Source organism: Chryseobacterium candidae (assembly GCF_004916905.1).
Taxonomy (GTDB): domain Bacteria; phylum Bacteroidota; class Bacteroidia; order Flavobacteriales; family Weeksellaceae; genus Chryseobacterium; species Chryseobacterium candidae.
In genome coordinates, this window is sequence record NZ_SDLV01000003.1 from 311,119 (window position 1) to 336,416 (window position 25,298).

The 25,298-nt window shown below is 37.3% G+C and carries 21 protein-coding genes; 11 read left to right on the plus strand and 10 right to left on the minus strand.

Annotated elements, in window-relative coordinates; translation table 11 throughout:
- The first annotated feature begins 64 nt into the window (after positions 1–64).
- Positions 65–778, plus strand: coding sequence for a biotin--[acetyl-CoA-carboxylase] ligase (locus EK417_RS02160; RefSeq protein ID WP_110366518.1), 714 nt, complete (start codon positions 65–67; stop codon positions 776–778).
- Here EK417_RS02160 and EK417_RS02165 read toward each other — a convergent pair.
- The 4 genes from EK417_RS02165 to EK417_RS02180 form a co-directional block, all read right to left on the minus strand.
- Positions 772–1,884 (minus strand): LptF/LptG family permease, encoded by a 1,113-nt coding sequence (locus EK417_RS02165; protein ID WP_076596029.1) that lies wholly within the window; start codon positions 1,882–1,884, stop codon positions 772–774. The genes EK417_RS02160 and EK417_RS02165 overlap by 7 nt on opposite strands.
- Before the next feature lie 6 nt (positions 1,885–1,890).
- Positions 1,891–3,021 (minus strand): tRNA guanosine(34) transglycosylase Tgt, encoded by a 1,131-nt coding sequence (gene tgt / locus EK417_RS02170; protein WP_136521203.1) that lies wholly within the window; start codon positions 3,019–3,021, stop codon positions 1,891–1,893.
- A 67-nt stretch (positions 3,022–3,088) separates the two neighbouring features.
- Positions 3,089–3,457, minus strand: coding sequence for a DUF4296 domain-containing protein (locus tag EK417_RS02175; RefSeq protein WP_076596042.1), 369 nt, complete (start codon positions 3,455–3,457; stop codon positions 3,089–3,091).
- 5 nt (positions 3,458–3,462) lie between these two features.
- Positions 3,463–4,179: a polyprenol monophosphomannose synthase gene (locus EK417_RS02180; RefSeq protein ID WP_136521204.1), complete on the minus strand. Its 717-nt coding sequence runs from the start codon at positions 4,177–4,179 to the stop codon at positions 3,463–3,465.
- A 242-nt stretch (positions 4,180–4,421) separates the two neighbouring features.
- Between EK417_RS02180 and EK417_RS02185 the strand changes: the two genes are divergently transcribed.
- From EK417_RS02185 to EK417_RS02205, 5 genes are all read left to right on the plus strand, one after another.
- On the plus strand, positions 4,422–5,090 hold the full coding sequence (locus EK417_RS02185; protein WP_110366521.1) for a DUF4271 domain-containing protein: 669 nt from the start codon (positions 4,422–4,424) through the stop codon (positions 5,088–5,090).
- A 12-nt stretch (positions 5,091–5,102) separates the two neighbouring features.
- A complete protein-coding gene (locus EK417_RS02190; RefSeq protein ID WP_076596032.1) occupies positions 5,103–5,843 on the plus strand; it encodes a uroporphyrinogen-III synthase in 741 nt (246 codons plus the stop codon).
- Between the two features lie 366 nt (positions 5,844–6,209).
- Entirely contained in the window at positions 6,210–6,941 is a 732-nt protein-coding gene (locus EK417_RS02195) for a T9SS type A sorting domain-containing protein (protein WP_076596033.1), read from the plus strand.
- A gap of 143 nt (positions 6,942–7,084) precedes the next feature.
- Positions 7,085–9,133: a S9 family peptidase gene (locus EK417_RS02200; RefSeq protein ID WP_136521205.1), complete on the plus strand. Its 2,049-nt coding sequence runs from the start codon at positions 7,085–7,087 to the stop codon at positions 9,131–9,133.
- On the plus strand, positions 9,130–9,471 hold the full coding sequence (locus EK417_RS02205; RefSeq protein ID WP_076596035.1) for a hypothetical protein: 342 nt from the start codon (positions 9,130–9,132) through the stop codon (positions 9,469–9,471). The genes EK417_RS02200 and EK417_RS02205 overlap by 4 nt, the downstream gene beginning before the upstream one ends.
- A 115-nt stretch (positions 9,472–9,586) precedes the next feature.
- Here EK417_RS02205 and EK417_RS02210 read toward each other — a convergent pair whose 3' ends face one another.
- Positions 9,587–10,078 (minus strand): SRPBCC family protein, encoded by a 492-nt coding sequence (locus EK417_RS02210; protein ID WP_136521206.1) that lies wholly within the window; start codon positions 10,076–10,078, stop codon positions 9,587–9,589.
- Between the two features lie 199 nt (positions 10,079–10,277).
- Here EK417_RS02210 and EK417_RS02215 point away from each other — a divergent pair, with 199 nt between their 5' ends.
- The 5 genes from EK417_RS02215 to EK417_RS02235 all read left to right on the plus strand — a co-directional run bounded on the left by EK417_RS02215 (position 10,278) and on the right by EK417_RS02235 (position 16,548).
- On the plus strand, positions 10,278–11,822 hold the full coding sequence (locus tag EK417_RS02215) for a sensor histidine kinase (protein ID WP_076597877.1): 1,545 nt from the start codon (positions 10,278–10,280) through the stop codon (positions 11,820–11,822).
- Between the two features lie 158 nt (positions 11,823–11,980).
- Entirely contained in the window at positions 11,981–12,667 is a 687-nt protein-coding gene (locus tag EK417_RS02220) for a response regulator transcription factor (RefSeq protein WP_002982671.1), read from the plus strand.
- Between the two features lie 72 nt (positions 12,668–12,739).
- A complete protein-coding gene (locus tag EK417_RS02225) occupies positions 12,740–13,390 on the plus strand; it encodes a polyadenylate binding domain-containing protein (protein WP_136521207.1) in 651 nt (216 codons plus the stop codon).
- Between the two features lie 100 nt (positions 13,391–13,490).
- A complete protein-coding gene (locus EK417_RS02230) occupies positions 13,491–13,772 on the plus strand; it encodes a hypothetical protein (RefSeq protein WP_228457876.1) in 282 nt (93 codons plus the stop codon).
- A gap of 70 nt (positions 13,773–13,842) precedes the next feature.
- On the plus strand, positions 13,843–16,548 hold the full coding sequence (locus EK417_RS02235) for a TonB-dependent receptor domain-containing protein (protein WP_136521208.1): 2,706 nt from the start codon (positions 13,843–13,845) through the stop codon (positions 16,546–16,548).
- A 251-nt stretch (positions 16,549–16,799) separates the two neighbouring features.
- Here EK417_RS02235 and EK417_RS02240 read toward each other — a convergent pair whose 3' ends face one another.
- The 5 genes from EK417_RS02240 to EK417_RS02260 form a co-directional block, all read right to left on the minus strand.
- Positions 16,800–17,297 carry a cupin domain-containing protein gene (locus EK417_RS02240; protein ID WP_076597874.1) on the minus strand — a complete coding sequence of 166 codons (498 nt, stop codon included), beginning with the start codon at positions 17,295–17,297 and terminating at the stop codon, positions 16,800–16,802.
- Between the two features lie 25 nt (positions 17,298–17,322).
- Complete coding sequence (locus EK417_RS02245) at positions 17,323–19,605, minus strand: GH92 family glycosyl hydrolase (protein ID WP_136521209.1); 2,283 nt, start codon at positions 19,603–19,605, stop codon at positions 17,323–17,325.
- A gap of 21 nt (positions 19,606–19,626) precedes the next feature.
- Positions 19,627–20,487 (minus strand): ROK family protein, encoded by an 861-nt coding sequence (locus EK417_RS02250; protein ID WP_136521210.1) that lies wholly within the window; start codon positions 20,485–20,487, stop codon positions 19,627–19,629.
- A gap of 130 nt (positions 20,488–20,617) precedes the next feature.
- Positions 20,618–23,026, minus strand: coding sequence for an endo-beta-N-acetylglucosaminidase H (locus EK417_RS02255; protein WP_136521211.1), 2,409 nt, complete (start codon positions 23,024–23,026; stop codon positions 20,618–20,620).
- A gap of 57 nt (positions 23,027–23,083) precedes the next feature.
- Positions 23,084–25,234: an endo-beta-N-acetylglucosaminidase H gene (locus tag EK417_RS02260; RefSeq protein ID WP_136521212.1), complete on the minus strand. Its 2,151-nt coding sequence runs from the start codon at positions 25,232–25,234 to the stop codon at positions 23,084–23,086.
- Positions 25,235–25,298 lie beyond the last annotated feature (64 nt).

Genomic DNA, 25,298 nt, shown 5'->3' on the forward strand with positions numbered 1-25,298 from the left:
ATTTATTGTTTTTTCTTTACTTTAACCTTACTTTTACCCTCTTAATCTCTTAAAGTTTTCTTAAATGAGTCAACTCTTCTATCTGAAAGAATGTTCTTCTACTAATGACGAAATATCAAAGTTTTTACTTTACGGAGATTCAAATTTTATAGGGCTTCATACTTTTAATCAAACAAAAGGCCGTGGTCAGTATGGAAATGTCTGGACTCAGACTGCCGGAAAAAACCTGGCTTATACGCTGGCAGTGAATACTCAGAACATCCTGTGCTCCGACTTTATGTTCAATTATTATACCGCAATGGTGATCCGTGATTTTCTTGCCAATTTGTCTGACTCTGAGGTAAAAATCAAATGGCCGAATGATATTATCCTTAAAGGTAAAAAAATCGTTGGAATTTTAATAGAAAAGAAAAAAATTAATCAGAATAATTATTTCATCATCGGAGCAGGCATCAATATTCTGCAGGAAAATTTTGATGAAATATCCAATGCAGGATCACTCCTGACACAGACAGGACTCCAATTTGACCTGGAAGAGCTTGCTTTAAACCTTCATGAATATTTGTCCGGAAAACTGAAAAACATGCCTTCCGATCAGGAAATTCTGGATGGATTCAATAAAAGACTTTTCAGAAAAGATCAGATATCGGTCTTTGAAATTGAAAAAGAACGACAAAATGGCATCATCCGATATGCAGACGAAAAGGGCGAACTCTGGATTGAACTGGAAGACGGAATGCATTCCTTTTATCACAAAGAAGTAAAACTTCTTTATTGATTGGCTCTTTTGATATAAAGATAAAGGGTAAGCGGTAAAAATACCATATTAGGCAGCCACATGGCTACTGCTGGAGACAGGCTTTTATTTTCTGAAACCACTTTTAAGGCTTCGAATGAAAACACAAAAATAAAGGCCAATGAAATCCCTATTGCAAGGTTAATTCCCAACCCTCCTCTTTTCTTTTGTGATGACAGGGAAAGCGCCAGAAATGTCAGAATAATGATCGAAACGGGCATTGAAGTTCTTTGGTGAAGTTCATTCAGGTAAGAATTCAGGTTACTGTTTCCTCTTGCTTTTTCTCTTTCAATAAATTTCAGAAGTTCCGGTGTGGTTTTATTCTGTCCCAAAAGCTCATTAGGGAAAAGTTCTTCCGGCGAATGGCCGTAGTTCTTCCTTAATTCTATCCCGTTTCCGAGTTTTTCGGTATTGTCTTTATTGATTGTTTTTTCCAGATAGTTATTTAAAACAAACTGCTTTTTTTCTTTATCCCAATATACTTCGCTTGCTTTCAGCTCATAGATCATTTTTCTGTCTTTATCATATTTCTGATAGACAAAACTTGATCCTCTTTTTTCTCTTTTATTCCATGAATCAACGAAAATATATTCCGTTTTACTCAGCTGTGAAGAAGCCGGAGCTGTTCCTAAAATCTTTTCTTTATTAGCTGCATTATAAGTATATGCTTCCAACTCATTTTTCTTGATATTGGCCCACGGCAGCACCATATGGTATACCACAAGGGCAATCAATCCAATAAAAACAGATGTAAATAGGTAAGGCTTGGAAAACCTGTGAAAACTGGCTCCACTACTTATAATAGCAACAATCTCAGTATTATTTGCCATTCTGGAGGTAAAATAAATTACTGAAATAAACACCAAAATAGACAAGAATGTTACCACAAGATTGATGATCCAGAAGGGATAAAAATGGATAAGGAAATACGTAAGATCCAGTTTCGGATCAATAGCCTTGGCGTTTTCTATCCTTGGAATCTTCTGCTGAACATCAATGACCAGTACAACTATAGACAATAACACCAACATGAAACTGAAAGTTCCAAGGTATTTTTTAATGATATATCTGTCTACAATTTTAAGCATATTCTTTTACAGTCTTTGTCTGAGAACCGGTACTACAGAGTTTTTCCATTCGTAAAAATCTCCTGCCATAATATGTTCTCTGGCTACCTTTACCAAATCAAGGTAGAATGCGAGATTATGAATCGAAGCGATCTGTTTTGCCAGATATTCTTTAGAAACAAACAGGTGGCGAAGATACGCTTTTGAATATTCACGGTCTACAAAACTGGTTCCAAATTCATCCAAAGGCGAAAAATCGCGCTTCCATTTTTCATTTTTAAGGTTCATTACCCCTTGCCATGTGAAAAGCATTGCATTTCTTGCATTTCTTGTTGGCATCACGCAATCCATCATATCAATTCCTAATCCGATAGACTCAAGGATATTCCAGGGAGTTCCTACTCCCATCAGGTATCTTGGTTTTTCTTTCGGAAGGATATCTGTCACTTCGTCAGTGATTCTGTACATTTCTTCTTCGGGCTCTCCAACGGAAAGTCCTCCGATAGCATTTCCTTCTGCTCCTGCTTCAGAAATCACTTCAGCAGAAATTTTTCTAAGATCAGAATAGGTAGATCCCTGAACAATCGGGAAAAGCCTTTGTTTATGTCCGTATAATTCAGGATTATCATTTGTCCATTCAATACATCTTTTCAGCCAGCGGTGGGTAAGCTCCATAGATGATTTTGCCTGGTTGTAATCACATGGATAAGGAGTACATTCATCGAAAGCCATGAAAATATCGGCTCCAATCTGTCTTTGAATCTCCATTGATCTTTCAGGAGAGAACATATGATAGCTTCCATCGATGTGGGATTTGAATCTCGCACCTTCTTCTGTCATTTTTCTGTTACTTGCCAGCGAAAATACCTGAAAACCACCTGAATCGGTAAGAATAGGAAGATTCCAGTTCATGAATTTGTGCAAACCACCTGCATCCTGCATCGTTTCCATACCCGGACGAAGGTATAAATGATAAGTATTTCCCAGAATAATCTGAGCTTTAATGTCTTCTTTTAATTCTCTCTGATGAACTGTTTTTACACTGGCTACAGTTCCCACAGGCATAAAAATAGGAGTTTGAATCTTCCCGTGATCTGTGGTAATTTCCCCTGCTCTTGCTTTTCCTTCAGAGGTTTTTTCTATATTAAAAAATTTCATCTCTATACTTTTTTAAATGCACTGTTGTTTTCAGTGATTTTTGTGAAACAGAAACTCTCAGGCTAATTTACCTTACTACAGGTATTACAGCACCATTTTGTTTCAGTTTCTCCTTTACATATTTATCTGCTTTGGGATCTTTTTTCAGCAATATTTCCTGCGCATCATTGGTGATCCCCTCCATTTCTTCTTTAATCACATAGTATTTGAAACTATTTACAAAATCATCAGGCTTTACTTTATGTGATTTCAAAACAGCTCTTGTCCCTGCTTCCATATTTTTGTCAGGATATACAAAGATAGCCTGATCGTTGATCGCAAGATCGGCAATAATTTCTGCCATTATATCTTTATCGATTAGATTTTTAGGCTTATCAATATAATCGCCGCACGAAAACAGGCCCAACAAAACGAAAATAAAGATTAAATTTTTCATCAGTTTCATAATCTGTTGATGATTGATTTCCATTTTAAGTTCAGCACTCCGAAAACTGCTTCATGGATAATTCCTCCATTCATTTTGCTTTCTCCTAAAATTCTGTTGGTAAATATAATAGGAACTTCTACAATTCTGAAACCTTTTTTAAAAGCTCTGAATTTCATTTCTATCTGAAACCCGTATCCTTTCAGTTTCACGTTATCCAACCCTATTTCTTCCAATACTTTTCTTGAAAAACATACAAATCCTGCAGTGGTATCATGAATTGGAAGTCCCAATACAAACCTTACATATTTGGATGCAAAATAAGAAAGCAGCACTCTTCCCATAGGCCAGTTCACTACATTTACTCCTTTTGAGTAACGGGACCCTATTGCCATATCTGCATTTCTGCATGCTTCAAAAAGCTTCGGCAGATCGTTAGGGTTGTGTGAAAAATCGGCATCCATCTCAAAAATATAATCGTATCTATTTTCGATGGCCCATTTAAACCCATGGATATATGCCTTTCCCAATCCGTCTTTTATATGCCTTATGGACAGATGCAGATAATGCGGATGTTTCTTCTGCAGTTCTTTTACAATTTCTGCAGTTCCATCAGGAGAAGAATCATCTACTACTAAGATATGAAAGTCGTCCTCCAATGCAAAAACAGCGGAAATAATATATTCAATATTTTCCTTTTCGTTATAGGTTGGGATGATGACGAGTTTTTTCATTTCAGTTTGCAAAGATAGTTTATTTAACCTTTTTATTTTATACAAAATAATCTATAATTTTGCAAAAATATTTCTCGGGGATTAAGCGGATGAAACAGAAACTTTTATTCAACAGATCTGAACAAACGTAAAATCGATGAGAGCAAATATTTTAACTGCAGATTCACGGATCTGGGTGACAGGAAAATCTGTGTCGGGCTTTGTTATCTGAAGTTAAATAATAAATAAAAAAAACTTAAATTTTGCCATCATCACAACACTTCATCAATCACGTAAGAATACCTGAAAATAATGATTGGGTAATCTTTATCCTTGTGGGCTGTATATTTTTATATGTTTTTATGATGAACGTCATAGAGAGAGATGCCAGCCTTAAAGATTTTTTGCTTCAGAAATATTTTGATGCAAGCAACAACCTTCCCAGCTGGATCATCACGTCCTGTGTAACTACACTTACCCTGTCTGTATTAATTTCACAGTACGTTCCTATAGTACCGAAATATATTGCAGATCTTCAGCTTCTGGGGTATCAGCTTAATAAATTTGGATATACATTGCTGGCAGTGCTGCTTTTTTATTTAATAAAGTCAACATTAGGATTTTTATTTTACCAAAGTATTGGGGATGGAAAAAAGTGGACTATCTTTTATTTTACTTCCACAAAGTTTTATTTCATTCTTTCATTTTTGCTAATAATTCTTTGTGTAGCTCATTATTACTTTCCGATAGACAGAAATAAAATGTTTCTATATTATTTCTGCTTTTTCGCTTTTGTATTCATTTTCAAAGTTTTTTTCTATTTATTTCACAAGAACAAGATTCTTCCCGAGAAATGGTATTATAAATTTTTGTATATTTGCACCCTCCAAATTGCACCATTATTATTGCTTTGGAAGCTGTTATTTTTTTAATAAATGTCAATGATGAGAATAAAGTCTATATTGGTTTCTCAACCAGCGCCTAGTGAGTCTTCTCCATATCTGGATATAGCGAAGAAGGAAAAAATAAAGATTGATTTCCGTCCATTTATCCACGTCGAAGGGGTTGACAATAAAGAGCTCAGAACACAGAAAATAGATCTGACGCAGTATACCGGTATTATTTTTACCAGTAAAAATGCGATTGACCATTACTTCAGACTAGCAGAGGAATTGCGTTTTGCCGTTCCGGATACAATGAGATACATCTGCCAGTCGGAAGCAATTGCCAACTACCTTCAAAAGCATATTGTGTACAGAAAGAGAAAAATCAGCTTTGGGGAGAAAAACTTCTCAGACCTGCTTCCTCTTTTCAAAAAGTTTCCTACTGAAAAATATCTGTTGCCATCTTCAGATGTTTTGAGTCCGGATATTGTAAAAACCATGGATGCATCTAATGTAGAGTGGACAAGAGCAATTATGTACCGTACCGTATGCAGTGACCTTACCGATATCAATGTCAAAGATTACGACATGCTGATTTTCTTCAGTCCGCAGGGAATCAAATCGCTGCAACAGAATTTCCCTGATTTCAAGCAGGATGAAACCAAGATTGGAGTTTTTGGAAACACAACTCTGGCAGCTGCAGAAGAAGCTGGATTAAAAGTAGATTTAATGGCTCCTACGAAGGAAACTCCTTCTATGACGATGGCCCTTGAAAAGTATATTAAAGCTCTTCACAAATAGGCTTACTATAAAAATTCAAATCCGCCTTTTTCTTTGAAAAAGGCGGATTTTTTTATTAAAAACAGAATGTTTGTTCATTTTTCAAAATGACCAGTATACTCCCACGCGAGCTGATCTCTAGCTCTTTTTTATCATTTTTTGGAGATATTTTACATTTAAAACCCCTTTTCGTCTCAATATTTTTTTCACCTCTACAACTATTTGTGACTATTTACTTCTATACAAAACTCAATTAAAAAAAAGCCATTAGCCATTAACAACCAAACAGTTAAATACATTTAATTTATCACAAAGTTAATAGTAATTAAGTACATTAGATTCAGAAAAACAATTCAATTATTATTAATAACTAAAAAAAACGTATGTATGAAAAAACTATTATTTGGTTTAGTCTTCCTGACCGCTACATTTGCCAATGCGCAGAACGATAATTGCTCAGGAGCAACATCACTGACTGTAGGAAACGATTTTACTTCCGGAGCCATTACCGTAGACAATACAGGAGCTACCACAGATGGAAATCCTTCATCCTGTAACTCAGAGTCTGAAGAAAATATCTGGTTTAAAGTTACCGTTCCTCCAAGTGGAAATGTTACGATTGAAACAGCAGCAGCTTCTGGTTCTTTATTTGATGATTCTGTACTTGCGGTTTACAGCGGAAGCTGTGGTACTTTAACTGAAATTGACTGCAATGATGATAAAGACATTGATAATGAAGATTATTTCTCATTAATTTCTTTAAGCGGACAGGTCCCAGGCACTACGCTGTATATAAGTGTTTGGAAGTATTCTTCAGATACAGACAGTGGTCAGTTTAAGATCTCAGCATATGATAGCTCCAATTTATCAACGAATGAAGTTTATGACAACAAAAAAAGAATTCAGATATATCCAAATCCTTTCAGCAAAGAGCTTAGTATTGCTGATATCTCAGAAGTAAAAGGCATTTCTGTCACAGATACTTCGGGAAAAGAAGTCAAAAACATTGGAAAACTATCGAATCCTATTGATCTGAGTGACTTAGTAAAAGGAATATATTTCATTACCCTGAAAATGAATAACGGAACATTAAAAACTACTAAAATCATAAAAAAATAACTCCTTCCATTTAATATTACTAGAAAGGCTATCATAAATTTGATAGCCTTTCTTATATTTGAACAAGAATTAACATTGAATAAAACGTCTCTGGAAAAATTTCTAAAAAGATATATATAAGACGTAAAAAATAAAATACCAGGATGAAAGCTCCACAGGCAAAAAAAATAGAAAAAATATTAGAAACACACGGCGACAGAAGAATTGATAATTATTTTTGGCTGAACGAAAGGGAAAACCCTGAAGTCATCCAATATATTGAAGAAGAAAATGCCTACGAAGAATTCATCATGAAAGATACGGAAGCTCTTCAGGAAGAGCTTTTCGAAGAGATGAAAGCCCGCTATAAAAAGGATGATGAGTCTCTCCCTTATTTCTTTAATGAATACTGGTATATTGTGCGTTATGAAGAAGGCAAAGAATATCCTATCTTCTGCAGAAAGTATAAAAGCCTTGAGAACGAAGAAGAAATTGTACTCGATGTTAATATTCATGCGGAAGGGAAAGAGTTTTTTGAAGTAGGAAGTGTAGCGGTAAGCCCCAACAACGAACTGGCTTCTTTTTCTTCAGATGATGTAGGAAGAAGAATTTATACTCTTAATTTTAAAAATTTAAAGACTGGAGAAATTTTACCGGACACAATTGCCAATACGACAGGAAAAGCTGTTTGGGCAAATGATAACCAGCATATTCTTTACATCAGGAAAGATAAAAGCCTTCGTGCATTTCAGGTTTATAGACATCAGCTGGGAACAGATTCAGCAGAAGATGTTCTGATCTTCCACGAAGAGGATGAGACTTTTGATGTCAATGTATTTAAAACAAAATCGTTAGAGTATATTTTTATTGCAAGCTCAAGTACTATTTCTGATGAACACCGTTTTATTCCTTCTGACAATGTATTTGCAGAATGGACAGTGATCCAGCCAAGAATAGATGATCTTGAATATTCTGTAGAGCATTATGAGGATGAATTCTATATCATTACCAATGCTGACGATGCCATTAATTTCAAGATTGTAAAGACAAAGATTGATAACTGCAGCATGGAAAACTGGATTGATGTCATTCCGCACCGCGCAGAAGTTTTACTGGAAGGTTTTGAGATCTTTAAAGACTATCTGGTTCTTGAGGAAAGAGAAAGAGGCTTGCTTCAGATCAAAATCATTGATGAGAAGACACAGGAATCTTATTATCTCCCTTTCTCCGATCCTACTTATACGGCATATATTGGAATCAATCTGGAATTTGATACAGAGATTTTACGTTACGGTTACACCTCTCTTACACAACCAAGCTCCACCTATGAATATAACATGAAGGATAAGACAACAAAGCTTCTGAAACAACAGGAAGTTTTGGGTGGAAAATTTGCTCCTGAAAATTACGTTTCAGAAAGAATCTGGGCAGATTCAAGAGATGGAAAGACCAAAGTTCCTATTTCATTAGTGTATCATAAAGATACCAAAAAATCTGCTAACACTCCGCTTCTTCTGTATGGATATGGAAGCTACGGACATACGGTGGACGCCAGCTTTTCAAATGTAAGATTATCCATTCTGGACAGAGGTTTTATTTATGCTATTGCTCATATCCGTGGTGGAGAATATCTGGGAAGAGAATGGTATGAAGACGGAAAAATGCTGTTTAAGAAAAATACATTCTTTGATTTCATTGATGCAGGGAAATATTTAATCAAAGAAAATTATACTTCATCGAAGCATATGTATGCAATGGGAGGAAGTGCCGGTGGTCTGCTGGTAGGCGCCGTGGTCAATTATGAGCCTCAGCTATTCAACGGAATTGTAGCACAGGTACCTTTTGTAGATGTTGTTACAACAATGTTGGACGATACAATCCCATTAACTACCGGAGAATATGACGAATGGGGAAATCCAAATGATGAAGAATACTATCATTATATGAAAGATTATTCTCCATATGATAATGTAGAAGCTAAAGATTATCCCCATATGCTGATCACAACAGGATTCCACGATTCACAGGTACAGTATTGGGAACCTGCCAAATGGACGGCAAAACTTAGAGAATTAAAAACAGACGATAATATTTTAGTCTTTAAGACTGACATGAGTTCAGGACATGGAGGAGCAAGCGGAAGATTTGAATCCCTGAAGGAAGATGCGTTGGAATTCGCATTTCTGTTAAAACTAGAAAATCAAAAAGAATGATCAACGAAGCTGAATACTGGAAAAAAATAGAACAATTCTTTGAAGACAATTTCCAAACGGAGAAAAACCCGCCTATTGAGACCCTTTTATTTCTGATAGGGCTTCAGGAGCTGGGAAGCGGCCAGCAAAAATACACAAAAGAAGATAAAGTAAACCTGATCCACATTGCTGTCTGCAGATTACTTGAACCTTTTGGATATTATAAATTTACACACTATGAAGACGGATGGCCACATTTTGAAACTCTGGAAGAACTTCCGGAATTAAAACCTAATGAGCAGACTTTGCTGATGAAAAAGGCAATTATCCAGTATTTTCAGGAAGAGGAGCTTTTGTAAAGGCATGAAGCTTGAAGAAAGAAGCAGGAAGTTAACCCCTGTTGATAAATAAAAAAGAGGATTTTCCATGGAAAATCCTCTTTTTCATAAATGATTATTTTTTACTGGTTCAAACTTATCCAATCAATTCTTCCAATTGATTAAGCCCCATTTTAAAACCTTCTTCAAATCCCATATCCATAAGTTTTTTCATAATTTCAGGAGAATGATAATGGATATTAATGGTTACTTTAGTTCCTTCATCCACTCCGGTAAAGCCAAGCAGCCATTTTGACCTTGGGAAATCTTCATTGACATTCCCTTTCTCATCACAGAAGGCACTCATCCAGTCGAGACTTCTGTGCTCCGTTATTTCCCCATATTGAGTTTGAGCATACATAGGTCCTTTTTCACCGTTTGGGCCTACCATTGTATACATCCAGATCCCTCCTTCTTTGAAATCCTGACTTACCGTTTCACATTTCCACGGTTCAGGCCCCCACCACTCATCCAATAATCTGGCTTGTGTAAAATGGTTCCAAATGGTTGAAACATCAGCCTTAAAGATCTTCATAACATAAACACTTGATGCATCAAAATCTTTGTTGAAAATAATAGCAGATTCCATAATTTCTATTTTTAATAAAGTTAGCATTTTATTATTGAAAAGGACTTTTCATATAACAAGTAAAGGATAATTCATAAATAATTGTTAAAAAACACTCTTTTAAGAAAAAAAAAACAATTATTTGGCTCGTTTTTTGTTTATGTAGTCTTAAAATAATTAATTTTAACATTCATTTTTTCAAAACCTATATAATTAAATAATGAATAACAAATTCATCCCAATAATTTCAGTGTTTATGACAATCTCACTGATTGTCTTCGTGACGCTCCAATTTTATTGGTTGAAAGGCTATTACGGCGTACTGGAACAGGATTTTTCAAATAAAGTATATGCGGTTTTGGAAAGTACTTCAAAAAGTATTGAAGAGATTGAAGCTGATAAATACCTGAATCAGGATTATAAAGATTTCAGAAAAAATATTCTGGCAAACAGTAAACAGCCGTCTTTAACTACAATTCAACAAGTGGAAGACTCCGGTACTCAAAGACAGATTATCTATTCCAAAAATATTATTGAAAAAACGCAGCTCCCAATTTCTCAGAAAGGAGATTCTATTAAGCTGACTACTCTATATACGGACGAAGCTGCCTACAAAATAAAAAGAGACACCACAAACCGCGAACTTCTTACCACAGATATCAATCAGGAGATCGAAACGGGAGATTACTCTATGAAAGAGTTTGTGAAAGTATATGGAAACAACCTTCCTATTACTAAAAGAGTAGATCCTAAAACACTGGACTCCGTTATTGCCAAAGAACTTAAAATACGAGGGATCACTGCCAAGTTCGGATATGGAGTTCTGGATCGTAATAATAAGCTTACCAGCATTGCCAATAAGGCTTATAAAGAAAAGAAAGACAGCAATACCTACAGTTTTCCTCTTTTTGCAGATAAGAAAAATACGTTATACAGCCTTGCATTGGTATTTCCTAAAAAAGAATATTCCCTGGCGATGAACAACTGGCCGATGCTTTTGGGAACATTCCTTTCTCTCCTTACCATTCTTGGAATTTATATTATTTCCATCAATTATATGATGAGACAGAAAAAGCTTGCTGAAGTAAAAACAGACTTCATCAACAATATGTCCCATGAGTTTAAAACTCCATTGGCAACCATTTCTGTCGCAACAGATTCATTGGCCAATGACAAAATTGCCACCAATCCGGATAAGGTAAAATACTATTCCGAACTGATCAAACAGGAAAACTTAAGGATGAAAAAGCAGGTGGAAAATGTGCTTAATATGTCCAAGCTTGAGCGAAATGAAGTAGAGCTGTTTTTAAAGGAAGCCAACGTAAGAGAGCTGATTAAAAAAACAACAGAATCTTTCAATCTGATTGTACAGCAAAGAAACGGAACGCTTACGCAGAAGTTCAATGCTACGCAGTACAATTTTAAAATAGACGAATTCCATATCTCCAATATGCTGGTCAACTTACTGGATAATGCCAACAAATATTCTCCTGAAGCACCGGAAATACATGTGGAAACAAGAAATGAGGGACACTGGTACGTGATTGAAATTTCCGATAAAGGAATGGGAATGGATACCCAGAATAAAACCAAAATTTTCGAAAAATTCTTCAGAGAAGAAACCGGAAATATTCACAATGTAAAAGGACAGGGATTAGGCCTTTCTTACGTGAAGAAAATTGTAGAACTGCACAAAGGACAGATTATCGTAGACTCTCATAAAGGAAAAGGAAGTACGTTCACGATAAAGCTGCCAATGAGCTAGAAAATAAATGATAGATGATAAGCGATAAATGATAAAAAATATCTTCACATCAATTATCAATGATCGTTTATCAATTATAAGTTTAAACCAAATATCAAAATATAGAAGATAGAGTGAGGAAGTTCATTCTTAATTGTTAATTATTAATTATTAAAATTATGAGCAACAGAATATTATTAGTAGAGGACGATCAGAGTTTCGGGGCGGTACTTAAAGATTATTTGACCATCAATAATTTTGAAGTAACTCTTGCCACTGACGGGGAGCAGGGACTAAAAGAATTTACAGAAAATGAATTCGATATCTGCATATTTGACGTAATGATGCCTAAAAAAGACGGATTTTCATTAGCGGAAGATGTAAAAAAGATTGATAAAAATACACCCATCATATTCCTTACTGCAAGAAATATGAGAGAAGATATCTTGAAAGGATATCAGCTGGGAGCTGATGATTATATCACAAAGCCTTTTGATACTGAACTTCTTTTATACAAGATCAAAGCAATTCTTCAGAGAAGTTCTACCTTGGAAAATGAAGAACAGGAACAGTTCAAGATCAGCAATATTTTCTTTGATTCTATGCTGAGACAGCTGAAAGTAGGTGATAAAGAATACAAGCTTTCTCCTAAAGAAAATGAATTATTAAAACTTCTTTGCATCCACAGAAATGATTTTATGCCAAGAGATCTTGCTCTAAGAAAAATCTGGAAAAAAGAAAATTACTTTACAGCAAGAAGTATGGACGTTTATATTGCCAAGCTTCGTAAGTTGTTAAAAGACGACGAAGGATTAGAAATCATCAACGTTCACGGAGAAGGATTCAGGCTTTTGGTAAAAAATTAATCCAAAAATCAAATTATAAGTATAAAATTAGCAAAACAATTGAAAATGTTTTGCTAATTTTGTTTCATACCCATGGATATGAAGAATACATTTATAGGTTTGATCGCCGTATCACTATTAGCCGCATCCTGTAAAAAGGATGAAAGAGCTACTTACTTAAAAGATGAAGCTAACGCAGGACAACCCAACGTAGCCCTAAATACCACCTCAAAAACCGCTCTGATGGATCAGGCAGGTATCCAATCCAGCCCTAATCCTGCTCCTATGGCTACCGCTCCGGGAATGAATCCTCCACACGGACAGCCCGGACACCGATGTGATATTCCGGTAGGACAACCTCTGAATGGTGCTCCTGTTACCGCTACTCCTGCTTCTCAAAATATAAATGCAAACGGAAACAATATTGTTCAGTTAGATCCTAATGCCTTAGCACCAGGAAAAATTACCATTGACAACAATGGAAAACAGGCGAAAACAGCGCCGGGAATGAACCCTCCACACGGACAGCCGGGACACCGATGCGACATTCCCGTAGGACAGCCATTAAACAGTAAGCCCGCTCCAACACCACAGCCAGCACAAAATACAGTTCAGGCTACTCCAAGTCCGGCTCCCGCTCCTGCTGCACAGAATCTGGCAATGGGTGAAAAACCCAAACTGAATCCGGCACATGGAGAACCCTGGCATAGCTGTTCTCTGAAAGTTGGTGATCCATTACCATAAATTTTGTATTTTTGCAGAGATGAAGCTGTTTCACCTACTTGCAATAGTTTTTTGTCTGGGAGTTTTTTTGATTCCCAAGGATAACTTTTATGCGCAATCTATGCAGGAAACATGCTGTAAAGCAGAATCTTCTCAAAAAATGGACTGCTGTAAAAATCATTCTTCAAAAAAAGACAGCAACCATGATAAAACAAAATCATGTAATGATGACTGCTGCTCGTCATGTGTTGCCTGTTACACGTTTATTGAAACCCCTTTCTCAAAAAATTTACGTCTGGAACTTTCTTATTACAAATCAAATAAGAATCCTCAGTTTCAGTATGCAGATCCTTATCTTTCAGACCGTTTAAAGGAAATCTGGCAGCCGCCCAAGATAGGTTAATTAAAATCTTAAGGGTTCATTATGTCCTATAGTGAACTGTTTTTTTAATTAATTTAAACTTTTAAACAAAATGAAATTATCTATTTCCAGGTTAATACTTGGTGCATTATTCCTGTTTACCCAATTGATATCTGCTCAGACCCTTTCAAAAAATCAGTTCAAGGTAAAAGGGAACTGCGAAATGTGCAAAACCCGAATTGAAAGTGCGGCCAAAAAAGCAGGTGCTAAAACGGCAGTTTACTCTATCGATCTTCAAACCTTAACCTTTGAAACAGACAAAATATCTGCCGATGATATCTTAAAAAAGGTAGCTGATGCAGGGCATGATAATGAGAAATTCAAAGCTTCTGATACAATCTATGAAAGCCTTCCGGGATGTTGTCATTACGACCGGGACTTACAGCCTTCACAGGCTGAAACACATCATGAGAACCATGCAGAAACTAATATTTTCACTAAAAAAGAAAATGAATTCTACGTAAGAGGAAACTGCGCTTCTTGTAAAGCAAGAATTGAAAAGGCAGCAAAAGATGCGGGTGCGAATACTGCGGAATGGAATGCAGAGAAACAAACGGTTGCTTTACATTTTGATCCTTCAACAACCTCATCAGATAAGATTTTAAAAGCAATTGCTGATGCAGGTCATGATAATGAAAAATATAAAGCATCAGATGACGTATACAACGGACTTCCGGGATGCTGCCTGTATGACAGGGATTTTACTTTTGGTGAACCCAATCCAAAAGTACACTACGAAGAAGAAACAAAGCATGAGAATCATAAAAGCAATGATACCTCGAATGCCCAGGAGGATCATTCTCAGCACGAAAGGAGTATTGATGGTGTTGTTTTAACAGGCTCTAAGGCGGCAACAGCTTTAAGCAAGAAAGAGGCCGGACTTGTCTTTACTATTGATAAAAAAGAGCTGTTAAAGGCAGCTTGCTGTAATCTTTCCGAAAGTTTCGAAACCAATGCAACGGTAGATGTATCTTTCAGCAATGCGGTTACCGGGACAAAACAGCTGAAAATGCTTGGTCTGGATCAGAAATATACCAGCTTAACGAAGGAACAACTCCCTGAAATCAGAGGATTGGCTTCTGCTTACGGATTAAACTTTATCCCGGGAAGATGGATTGAGAGTATTCAGCTGACAAAAGGTGGAAGTACCGTAACGAACGGTTATGAAAGTATCACGGGGCAAATCAATACTGAGCTTTTAAAGAATGCAAAGACTCCTGAAACATCGCTAAACCTTTTTTCTGACTTCAATGCAAGAGCAGAGATCAATATTACCAATGTTTCTCCTATCAACGATAAATGGTCACAGACTTTCCTTCTCCATGGAAACGGAACGTTTGGAAATACAGATATGAATGATGACGGTTTTCTGGACAGACCGAAAGGAATACAGATCAATGCAGCCTATTTATTGAATTATAATGACCTTGAAAAGTCAGGATTCGGGTCTCATTTCGGGATTAATTTTATCAGAGATGAAAGAACTGCAGGACAGATTGGTTTTGATAAAAAATTGTCTCAGGATAAGCAGTCTCCATACGGTGTAGGAATCGATATTTCAAGATTCCAGGTCTGGAATAAAACAGGGTATGTTGTTAAGGGAAAACCTTACCAGAGTATCGGATGGATGAACCAGTATGTTTATCACCAACAGGACAGCTTCTTCGGATTAAGAAATTATGCAGGGCAGCAGCACACATACTATTCCAATTTAATTTTTGAAAGCATCATCGGAAATACCAACCACAAGTATAAAGCTGGTGCAAGTTTCTTATATGACGGATATAAAGAAATGTATCTGACAGATGATATGAGAAGAAATGAAATTGTACCGGGAATTTTTGCCGAATATACTTTAACTGGTTTAAAATATACTTTAGTGGCTGGTTCAAGGGTGGATTTTCACAATCTTGCAGGCACTCAGTTTACACCGAGGCTTAATTTCAAATATGATTTCACGCCTCAGACTATTTTAAGACTTTCTGCGGGAAGAGGATTCAGAACGGCGAATGTTTTTGCGGAAAGCCAGCAGTATTTTGCATCAAACAGAGCCATTAATATTGTACCCAACGGAGGAAATATTTACGGATTAAGACCTGAAATTGCATGGAATTATGGGGCAAGCTTACAACAGGAATTTAAGCTATTCGGAAGAAAATCCAGCATTATTGCAGACTTTTTCAGAACAGATTTCCAGGATCAGGTGTTGGTAGATTTGGATAAGTCTCCTCAACAGCTGACATTCTATAATCTGGAAGGAAAATCCTTTGCTAATTCATTCCAAACGCAGTGGGATTTTACGCCTTTCAAAAATTTTGATGTAAGGCTAGCTTATAAGTATTATGATGTACAGGCTGATTATATCGGAGGAAGAAGAGAAGTTCCTTTTATGGCAAAACACAGGGGTTTTGTGAACCTGGCCTATTCAAGCAATAAAAATGATAATGGTGGATTCTGGAGCTTTGATACGACTTTAAACTGGGTTGGAAAGCAAAGACTTCCTGATACATCAACTAATCCGGCAGAGTTTCAGCTACCAGCTTATTCGGAATCTTATGCAGTTCTGAATGCTCAGATCTCAAGAAATTTCAATAAAAAGATCAGAGCTTATGTTGGAGGAGAAAACCTGACTTCTTATTATCAGAAAAATGCGATTGTAGATTTTAAAAATCCTTTCGGAAATTATTTTGATGGCGGAATGGTGTACGCTCCAATTATGAAGGCGAACTTCTATGTGGGACTGGATGTGACGTTTTAAAAGCGGGAAGCTGGAAGAATGAAGCAGGAAGTGCTATTAGCCGATAGAATTCTTATTTGGGATAAATTACAGATGTTCTCTGAATAAACAAAACCTAATAGGTCTTTGAGACCTATTAGGTTTATTTTTTTGCTGTCAGCTAATAAATTCAGCATTTGTAACGAAAAATAATAAAAAGTTTTGAAAACCCGCAGCAACTCCCATCTTCCTGACTCAATACAAAATCCGCTTCAATGAAGCGGATTTTGTATTTATCTCCCAAAGTCATCCTGTACTCTTACGATATCGTCTTCGTCTGAAGGATTGGAGGCATCTGTATGCTGCCAGATTTCAGCTACAATTCCCCAGTCTGACAAACCTATCAATCTGTGTCTTTCGCCCTGCTGAAGTTTCACCTGATCTTTCGGCCCGTATTCTTTCAATTCTCCTTCTTCATCAGTATTGCTTCTTTTAATTCCTACCGTTCCTTCCACTACCTGCCAGATTTCGGCTCTTCTGTGGTGATACTGCCAGCTTAATCTTGCTTCCGGAGCAACGATAAGAATTTTTGGGCTTAGTTTTCCTCCTATTCTCAGGTTATCTACATCAATTCCATCGAAATATTGGTTGGCAAAATCCTGTGCCTGTGTTTCATCAATTACAAAAAAACCACCCCATGGTCTTGTATCATCTTTTGCTGCGATGTTAAAACCTTGTGTCTGCAGCATGCTTCCTACTCTATCGAATATTTCTTTTTTTCCTGTACTCATACAGCTTGTATTTCTAAATTAACAATTATTTATTTGATTCTTCTTTTGACATTGAATAGGGAAAATCTTTTTCCTGTGAACCTCTTTCTTTATTGGGCTTGTTATCCATCTTAAAGTCTAAAATGGCTCCTTTCATCAATTCTTTATGGCTCAGCCAGTTTTTGGAGTAAGGCTGTTGGTTTACGTTCAAAGATTTTACATATAAATTATCTGCGTTGTTTTCCGGAGCTTTTATTTCAATTTTCTTACCATTTTCCAAATGAATGGTAGCTTCTTTAAATAATGGTGCTCCCAACACATACTGATCCGTTGCTGGTGTTACCGGATAAAACCCAAGGGCTGAGAAAATATACCATGCGGAAGTCTGTCCATTATCTTCGTCTCCGCAATATCCGTCAGGGGCAGCGTGATACAGTTTGTTCATCACCTGTCTTGCCCAATATTGAGTTTTGTAAGGAGCTCCTGCATAATTGTACAGATAAATCATATGCTGGATAGGCTGATTTCCGTGGGCATACTGTCCCATATTCATGATCTGCATTTCTCTGATCTCATGGATCACGCCTCCATAATAGCTGTCATCAAAAACCGGAGGCAATGAAAATACCTCATCTAATTTGGCTTCAAATTTCTTTTTCCCACCCATCAGTTCTGCCAAACCGTCGATATCCTGGAAAACAGACCATGTGTAATGCCAGCTGTTTCCTTCTGTGAAAGCATCTCCCCATTTGAAAGGATTGAATGGTTTCTGGAAATTACCGTCTTTATTTTTACCACGCATCAGACCTGTTTCTTTATCAAACAGATTTTTGTAATTATACGCTCTTTTTTTGTAAATATCAATTTCTGAAGCTGGTTTTCCCAATGTTTTCCCCAGTTGATAAATGGAAAAGTCATCATAGGCATATTCTAACGTTCTTGCCGCATTTTCATTGATTTTCACATCGTAAGGAACATAACCCAATTCATTATAATATTTTACTCCTGCACGGCCTACCGCTTCAATAGGGCCTTCGTTATTGGCTCCATGTTTTACGGCCTGCCAAAGGGTTTCCACATCGTATCCACGAAGTCCCTTGATATAGGCATCTGCTACTACTGACGCGGAATTGTTTCCGATCATAATATCAGAATATCCGGGGCTGCTCCATTCCGGTAAGAAACCTCCTTCTTTGTAAGCGTTCACCAATCCTTCCTGCATTTCAACATTGATCGAAGGATACACAAGATTCAGGAACGGGTACAAAGCACGGAAAGTATCCCAGAAACCTGTCCCGGCAAACATTCTTCCATCTACAATTTTCCCGTTGTAAGGACTCCAGTGTTTTATTTTGTTCTGCGCATCCACTTCATATAATTTTTGCGGGAAGAATAACGTTCTGTATAAAGAAGAATAAAATGTTCTCATCTGCTGATCTGTTCCTCCTTTTACGTCTATTTTTCCAAGTGTTTTATTCCAGATATTTTTAGCATCGTTTTTTACCTGTTCAAAGTTTTTATTTCCGATTTCTCTTTTAAGATTCAGTTCGGCCTGTTCAAAGCTGATGAATGAAGAGGCTACTTTTGCATAAACCGTTTCTTTGTTTTTAAGTTTAAAACCTACTACAGCTCCGGTATGATCACTGGTAATTTCCAATTGATCATTCACCAGTTTATCGTCTTTCCAGGTTTTTGTCAGTTCAAAATCTTTATCAAACTGAATGACAAAATAGTTTTTAAAGTTTTCATATTTCCCGGTAGAATATCTTGTCGTATAGCCCAGAATTTTTCTTTCCTTCGGTAAAATCTTGATGTAAGATCCTTTGTTTAACGCATCAACCACTACATAAGCGCTGTCTGTCTTTGGAAAATCAAATTTAAAATAAGAGGTTCTTTCCGTAGGGGTAAATTCTGTGGTAACATTGATGTCCGCAAGATAAACGCTATAGAAATAAGGTGTGGTAACCTCAGCTTTATGGCTGAACCAGCTTGCTCTTTCGTCTTCTTTAAATTTCACTTTTCCTACTCCAGGCATGATGGCAAATGCGCCATAATCGTTCATCCATGGAGAGGGCTGGTGAGTTTGTTTAAACCCTTTTATTTTATCTGCATCGTAGGTATATGCCCATCCGTCACCCATTTTACCGGTCTGCGGTGTCCAGATATTCATTCCCCATGGAAGTCCGACGGCCGGATAGGTATTTCCATTGGATAATGAAGGTTTGGATTGTGTTCCCATCAAAGGATTCACATAATCTACGGGAGATACATTCTGACCTAAAGCCCAGGCCTGTAATAACAGTAAGCAAGTAGAAAATATAAACTTCATTGTATCTTTTCGTTTTTTAATTTATATACGCTTTTTTAATGCATAGCTGGCAGCTCCAAGAATGGCCGCATCTTCAAATATCGCAGAAATTTTAACCTGCAAGTTAATATTATTCTTTGTTAAATTCTGGATAAATCTTGGCTCAAAATAAGGATATGCTTTTGCTATATTTCCTCCTATAACTAAAACTTTCGGTTTGTAGTGGTCTACATATTTAACGATAAATTCTGAGAAAGAGTCTGCATATTCATCAAATATTCTGGTCTGTATTGCTTTGGGTTTATCCAACAAATCTTTAGTCCCTGAGATTTCTTCTCCGGTTATTTCTTTATAACGATTCACAAACCAGCGTGTTGCCAGATAGTCTTCACTGATGGAACCTCTGAATGGAGAATCCCATAAGTCTTCATCAGTAGCCAATTCTCCATTGAAGAAGGTAGTTCCCAACCCTGTACCGAGCGTCAATCCAAAAATTCTGTTGAAACCCTGGGCACAACCTCCGTATACTTCTCCTTCCATAAATGCTGCAGCATCATTTACAAAATGAATCTGCTCCTGAGAAATACCGAGTCTTTTTGCCAGCTCTTCTTTAATATTCACCTGATAGATATCAATAAATTTTCCCTGCTGCATCAGCGATATCCCATTTTCATAATCGAAAGGTCCGGGCATTGCGATACCGATCAGAAGATCTTCTTTTACCAGATTATGAGCTACTTTATGGATAGCTGAAACCCATGCAGAGAAAATAATCTCTTTTTTATCAAAAGCATCTACATGTTCTCTCACATAGGTGGATGAAATGATTTCACGCTTTTCCGGATCCACCTGAGCCAGCGTGATATGTGACCCTCCGATATCAATTCCTACTATATTCTGCATTATTTTTTATTTTAAATTCAAACATCCTTTGACTGAAAAAACAGACAAACAGGAAAACACCTCCTGTCTGTCTGCTTTGTATTTCAGACTTTATATTATCAATTCCGATAACTATTTCATTATCTTAAACTTATTTTACGATTACTTTACCAGTCGATATCACTTTACTGTTTGCAGATGTAATCTTGTAAATATAAGTACCACTGATTAAATCCTGTGTATTCACTGCATTATTATTTTGATTAATGTTCTGTTTTTTGAATAATTTTCCTGAAATATCATACAATGCTACTTCAGCTGCCGAATTGTCGCCAATAGCAAAGTGAATATCATTTCCTCGTTTCACAGGGTTCGGATAGACTGCGCTGTTGTCTTTCACAGATTCAACATCTTTCACTGCAAGATTAGAAGCACAGGCAACATCTGTTCTCCAGTTGGCATCTGTCATATTGATCAGGGTTGCAAAATGAGTGTTGGCTGTAGCATCCAAAGCTCCCATTCCACTTCCTTCATCCATTTTCCAGTTGGCTTCAAGACCTGTAGAGTTGGCAGGAACATTACAGCTGTTACTCAGGATTTCCTGTGGTGTAAGTGCTTTTTTCCAAACTCTGAATTCATCCAGAAAACCGTTGATTGTACGGGAATTATCATAGTTTCGTCCCAGATAAAGGATTCCGTTTGCCGTAAAGTTACCCGTTACCGCAAAAGTGGCATCGAGGTTCCCATTCACATAAATTTTCATTGCCGCACCATCATAAGTGGCTGCTATATGATACCATGTATTAGTGTTGAATGCTGTATTCGTATTCAGTTTCACCTGTGACGAACCAAAACTCAATATAAACTGCAGCTTATTATTCGCCAGGTTTCCATCTCCGAAACGAAGCATGGCCGAGTTATTATCTCCTACTTCTATACCCATTACTGATGAAATATATGGGAAGCCTGTTTTGAAAGCATTTACTTTTACCCAGCCTTCAAATGTCACGGCATTTCCACTCAGGTTAAATTGTCCTGCATTAAGATAGTGTGTGCTTCCGTTAAAAGAAAGAGACCTTGCCCCCGGACTTGTAACCGGAGCAAAACCACTGTTGAAAGCTCCTTCCCCTGAATAGGTACTTGTAGTTCCTCCCGCACATGAAGCCTGTACTTTCCATACATAGTTTGTATTAGGTGTCAGGTTTTGTAATGAATAGGAATTAGTTGTAATATTTGGAATTTCAGACCAGGTTGTAGCAGCGGCAGTTTTATATTGCAGTGTATATGAAGTTGTGTTTCCTGCATCCCAAGACAACTGAGCGGTATTACCAAGGAAACTTCCGGAAGTCAATCCTGATGGCGTAGTGCAGCCACTTCCGGAGTTGAACCTTGGGGCAAAAATATAAGTACTTGTTAATGTCGGTGAGCAGTTCGACTGTATTCTCCAATCGTAATTGGTATTCAGGGTAAGATTGTTGATGACAATATTATTCCCTGAATAATTATTAGCAACGTTTGTCCATACCGTTGAATTAGCTGGTTTGTAATCAATATTGTAAGACTGGGAAGCATTGGAAGCCCAGTTCAGCTGGGCAGAAGTTCCTGTTACATTGGAAACATCAAGTCCCAGTGGCGGATCACAGGTTTGCCCCTGAGACCATGAATATAACTGACCGCTTAAAAGAGTATTTTCATTATAAAGAATATTGGAGCCTGTACTCAGATAGCTTGCTACGTCCGTCCCTCCCAGATCATACCACATAAACACTCCGTATTGGTCATTCTTTGTACTGGTAGCTAAGCTTGCCAGTGTAGTTGCAGAAGTTGAACTTGGATTTGAGTTTTGAATCCAGGTTGCAGCAGCAGAAATTTTAGATTTATCAAGAGGTGGAACAACAGGTGCATTGTAAGTACTATACATTGCGTTCCAGGTATAATTAATATAATTTCCTGCTAAATCTCCGTTATACGTTTGTCTTGTAGTAGCAGGTCCGTAATAATAGAATGTGATCAGTTTATCCGGCATTGCAGCTTTTAATTCCTGCAAAAGCATTACAAAAGAACTGTTATTGGGCTGTCCTGTTCCGTTATTTCCATATCCCGCGTATTCATCATCAAGGTCTACTCCATCCAAACCGTAGGTATAAACAGTATGAGCTACCTGTAAAGCGAAATCTTTAGCCGCTTCACGGTTAGGAAAATTGGAAATCCCGGCTCCCTGGTGGTTTCCCAATAGATCCAGTAATACTTTTATTCCTTTTTGCTGTAAGGGTTTTACGTAAGTATTAACATCATTCAGAACTTTAGTAACATTATTATTGTTTGAGATATAAGCTCGGTTTTTGGAAACATCATAGTTGATATTCGCTGCAAAAATAATCGCAACATCAAAAAGCTGTCTGTTGGTATTCTGCAGAGTATATGAACCTGCATTCAGCATATTATTGTTATTCACCTCCACATAGCAGACTCCCAGAGGATTAAGCTGCTGGGCTTTGAGCAACGGCGCTGTCTGAAGCATCAGGGCCATTAGGGGAATAAAAAAGGATTTTTTTCTCATAGTATATCAATTTTGTAGTAGAAAAATCATTGGGCCGAAGCCCAATGAAATGGGTTATTATTTTACAATTAGTTTTTCAGATTGTTTCAGGCTTCCATCATGAGATTCAAACTGAACGATGTAATTTCCTGCCGGAATTCTGCTCAATTCATATTGATTATCTCCTGAATTCAGGGATTTTGTATCTACGATTCTTCCATTAAAATCATAAATTGTCAACTTTCCTTTATTGTATTCATCCGGAACAGACACTGTCAGTAGTGAAGATTTGCTTACCGGATTAGGATATAATTTGATTTGATTTTTAAGGTTTGTCTCTCCTGCATTTATCGCTTTTTGCCCTGCAGTTCTTGCTAATACTGAACTTCCAGTTGTACATGGTATATCTGTTCCCCAATTAGAAGAATCAACACCTGTCAATGTTAAAGTCGCACCATTCCCTGAAGTATCCTGAACAGTAGAGCCACTTCCTTCGTTAAACTTCCAATAAGCAGCCAGTGAAGTTGCCGGAACAGAAACATTACACATCTTCTGGCTGATTTCCGTCTGGCTTAATGCGCGCTTCCAAACTCTTACCTCATCTATTTTTCCATTGAAATTCCTTGATGTGTTATATAAATATCCTACGTTGAATGCACCTGTTGAATTCACACTTCCGGTTTGTGTTTTAGTGGCATCCAAAACACCGTTGATGTACAATTTCATATTGGCTCCATCATAAGTAGCTGCTACATGATACCAGGTATTGGCATTCAAAGCCGTTGCGGAAGCCAGTTTTTGCTGTACATTATTAATACTTACCACAAACTGAAGTTTATTATTAGCCAGGCTGGCATCTCCTAATCGTAAGAATGCAGAATTGCTGTCGCTTACCTCCGTTCCCATGATAGAGGAAATATATGGGAAAGCAGATTTGAAGGACGAAGGTTTTATCCATCCTTCAAAAGACAATGCAGAACCGCTTAGATTCATATTTCCGGCGGCTCCTGATTCACTGGTTCCATCCAGAGACAGAGCATAAGAACCTGTAGGCGTTGTTCCTGAAGTACTTGTAAATCTTGGAGCAAACAAATAAGCGCTTTTCACGCTGCAGTTGGTTCTGATTCTCCAGTCATATTCGGTGTTAGCTGTTAATCCGGAAATAGTTACAGAAGTGGCACTTGTTGCAGATACGGCATTCGTCCATGTTGTGGAAGAAGCTGGTTTATAATCAACATCATAGGTATTGGTTCCTACGGCTGACCAGTTTAGTTTTGCGCTTGTTCCGGTAAGATTGTTTGTGTACAATCCGATAGGTGCATCACAGTTTGTGCCTTGTGTCCAGGATTGTAAAGTACCGCTTAAAACAGTCGGCTGTCCATACAATGTCTGAGTTCCTGCTGAAAGTTGTGACGTTTCATTGGTTCCGTGCAGATCATACCACATAAATACTCCGTATCCGCCATTTTTGGTCTGAGTTGCCAGACTGGTTGTTGTAGAATTGGAAGTATTTCCCATCCACACCGCTGCCGGAGAGATCTGTGCTTTGGTAAGCGGAGGTACATTAGGCGCGGAGAATGTTCCATACATCGCATTCCAGCTGTAGTTAACGTTGTCTCCTACTCTGGCTCCGTTCCAGGAAAGTCTTGAAGCAGCCGGGCCATAATAATAAAATGAAATAATTTTATTTGGTAACAATGCTCTTAACTCCTGAACAAGCATTACAAAAGAGCTGTCATTAGGCTGCCCTGTTCCGTTATTTCCGTATTCAGAGTATTCATCATCAAAATCAATTCCATCAAGACCGTAAGTGTTCACTGTATTGGCAAGCTGTAATGCAAAGTCTTTTGCGGCTTCGCGGGTAGGAAAATTACAGATCCCAGCACCCTGGTGATTCCCTAAAATAGTCAATACTACTTTAATTCCTTTTTGCTGAAGCGGCTTTATATAGGTATCCGCATTGGTAAGAACCTTCGTAACGTTATTATTGGAATACAGATAAGCTCTTCCACGGCTGGTATCATAATTAATATTGGCCGCAAAAATATTTACCACATTAAACAGATAGCTGTTCGATGTCTGCAGTTTGTACGCTCCTGCATTCAGGAGGTTGTTATTATTCACTTCCACGTAGCATATTCCTGTAGGATTAAGCTGTTGTGCGTTCATCAGAGAACCGGTCTGAAGCATCATGGCAATCAGTGCGGTAAAGATGGATTTTTTTTTCATTGTATAATTTTTTTAAGGTGTTTTTGGTGTGTGAATTTTATATAGCAATCCCCTGACACCTCCA

Bases quoted from the DNA above. Each gene is read 5' to 3' on its own strand.
- EK417_RS02175 (WP_076596042.1), bottom strand. From the start codon at position 3,457: ATGAAAAATTTAATCTTTATTTTCGTTTTGTTGGGCCTGTTTTCGTGC.
- EK417_RS02255 (WP_136521211.1), bottom strand. From the start codon at position 23,026: ATGAGAAAAAAATCCTTTTTTATTCCCCTAATGGCCCTGATGCTTCAG.
- EK417_RS02200 (WP_136521205.1), top strand. From the start codon at position 7,085: ATGAAAGCTCCACAGGCAAAAAAAATAGAAAAAATATTAGAAACACAC.
- EK417_RS02215 (WP_076597877.1), top strand. From the start codon at position 10,278: ATGAATAACAAATTCATCCCAATAATTTCAGTGTTTATGACAATCTCA.
- EK417_RS02205 (WP_076596035.1), top strand. From the start codon at position 9,130: ATGATCAACGAAGCTGAATACTGGAAAAAAATAGAACAATTCTTTGAA.
- EK417_RS02235 (WP_136521208.1), top strand. From the start codon at position 13,843: ATGAAATTATCTATTTCCAGGTTAATACTTGGTGCATTATTCCTGTTT.
- EK417_RS02245 (WP_136521209.1), bottom strand. From the start codon at position 19,605: ATGAAGTTTATATTTTCTACTTGCTTACTGTTATTACAGGCCTGGGCT.
- EK417_RS02210 (WP_136521206.1), bottom strand. From the start codon at position 10,078: ATGGAATCTGCTATTATTTTCAACAAAGATTTTGATGCATCAAGTGTT.
- EK417_RS02220 (WP_002982671.1), top strand. From the start codon at position 11,981: ATGAGCAACAGAATATTATTAGTAGAGGACGATCAGAGTTTCGGGGCG.
- EK417_RS02250 (WP_136521210.1), bottom strand. From the start codon at position 20,487: ATGCAGAATATAGTAGGAATTGATATCGGAGGGTCACATATCACGCTG.
- EK417_RS02240 (WP_076597874.1), bottom strand. From the start codon at position 17,297: ATGAGTACAGGAAAAAAAGAAATATTCGATAGAGTAGGAAGCATGCTG.
- EK417_RS02160 (WP_110366518.1), top strand. From the start codon at position 65: ATGAGTCAACTCTTCTATCTGAAAGAATGTTCTTCTACTAATGACGAA.
- EK417_RS02225 (WP_136521207.1), top strand. From the start codon at position 12,740: ATGGATATGAAGAATACATTTATAGGTTTGATCGCCGTATCACTATTA.
- EK417_RS02195 (WP_076596033.1), top strand. From the start codon at position 6,210: ATGAAAAAACTATTATTTGGTTTAGTCTTCCTGACCGCTACATTTGCC.
- EK417_RS02180 (WP_136521204.1), bottom strand. From the start codon at position 4,179: ATGAAAAAACTCGTCATCATCCCAACCTATAACGAAAAGGAAAATATT.
- EK417_RS02230 (WP_228457876.1), top strand. From the start codon at position 13,491: ATGCAGGAAACATGCTGTAAAGCAGAATCTTCTCAAAAAATGGACTGC.
- tgt (WP_136521203.1), bottom strand. From the start codon at position 3,021: ATGAAATTTTTTAATATAGAAAAAACCTCTGAAGGAAAAGCAAGAGCA.
- EK417_RS02190 (WP_076596032.1), top strand. From the start codon at position 5,103: ATGAGAATAAAGTCTATATTGGTTTCTCAACCAGCGCCTAGTGAGTCT.
- EK417_RS02260 (WP_136521212.1), bottom strand. From the start codon at position 25,234: ATGAAAAAAAAATCCATCTTTACCGCACTGATTGCCATGATGCTTCAG.
- EK417_RS02165 (WP_076596029.1), bottom strand. From the start codon at position 1,884: ATGCTTAAAATTGTAGACAGATATATCATTAAAAAATACCTTGGAACT.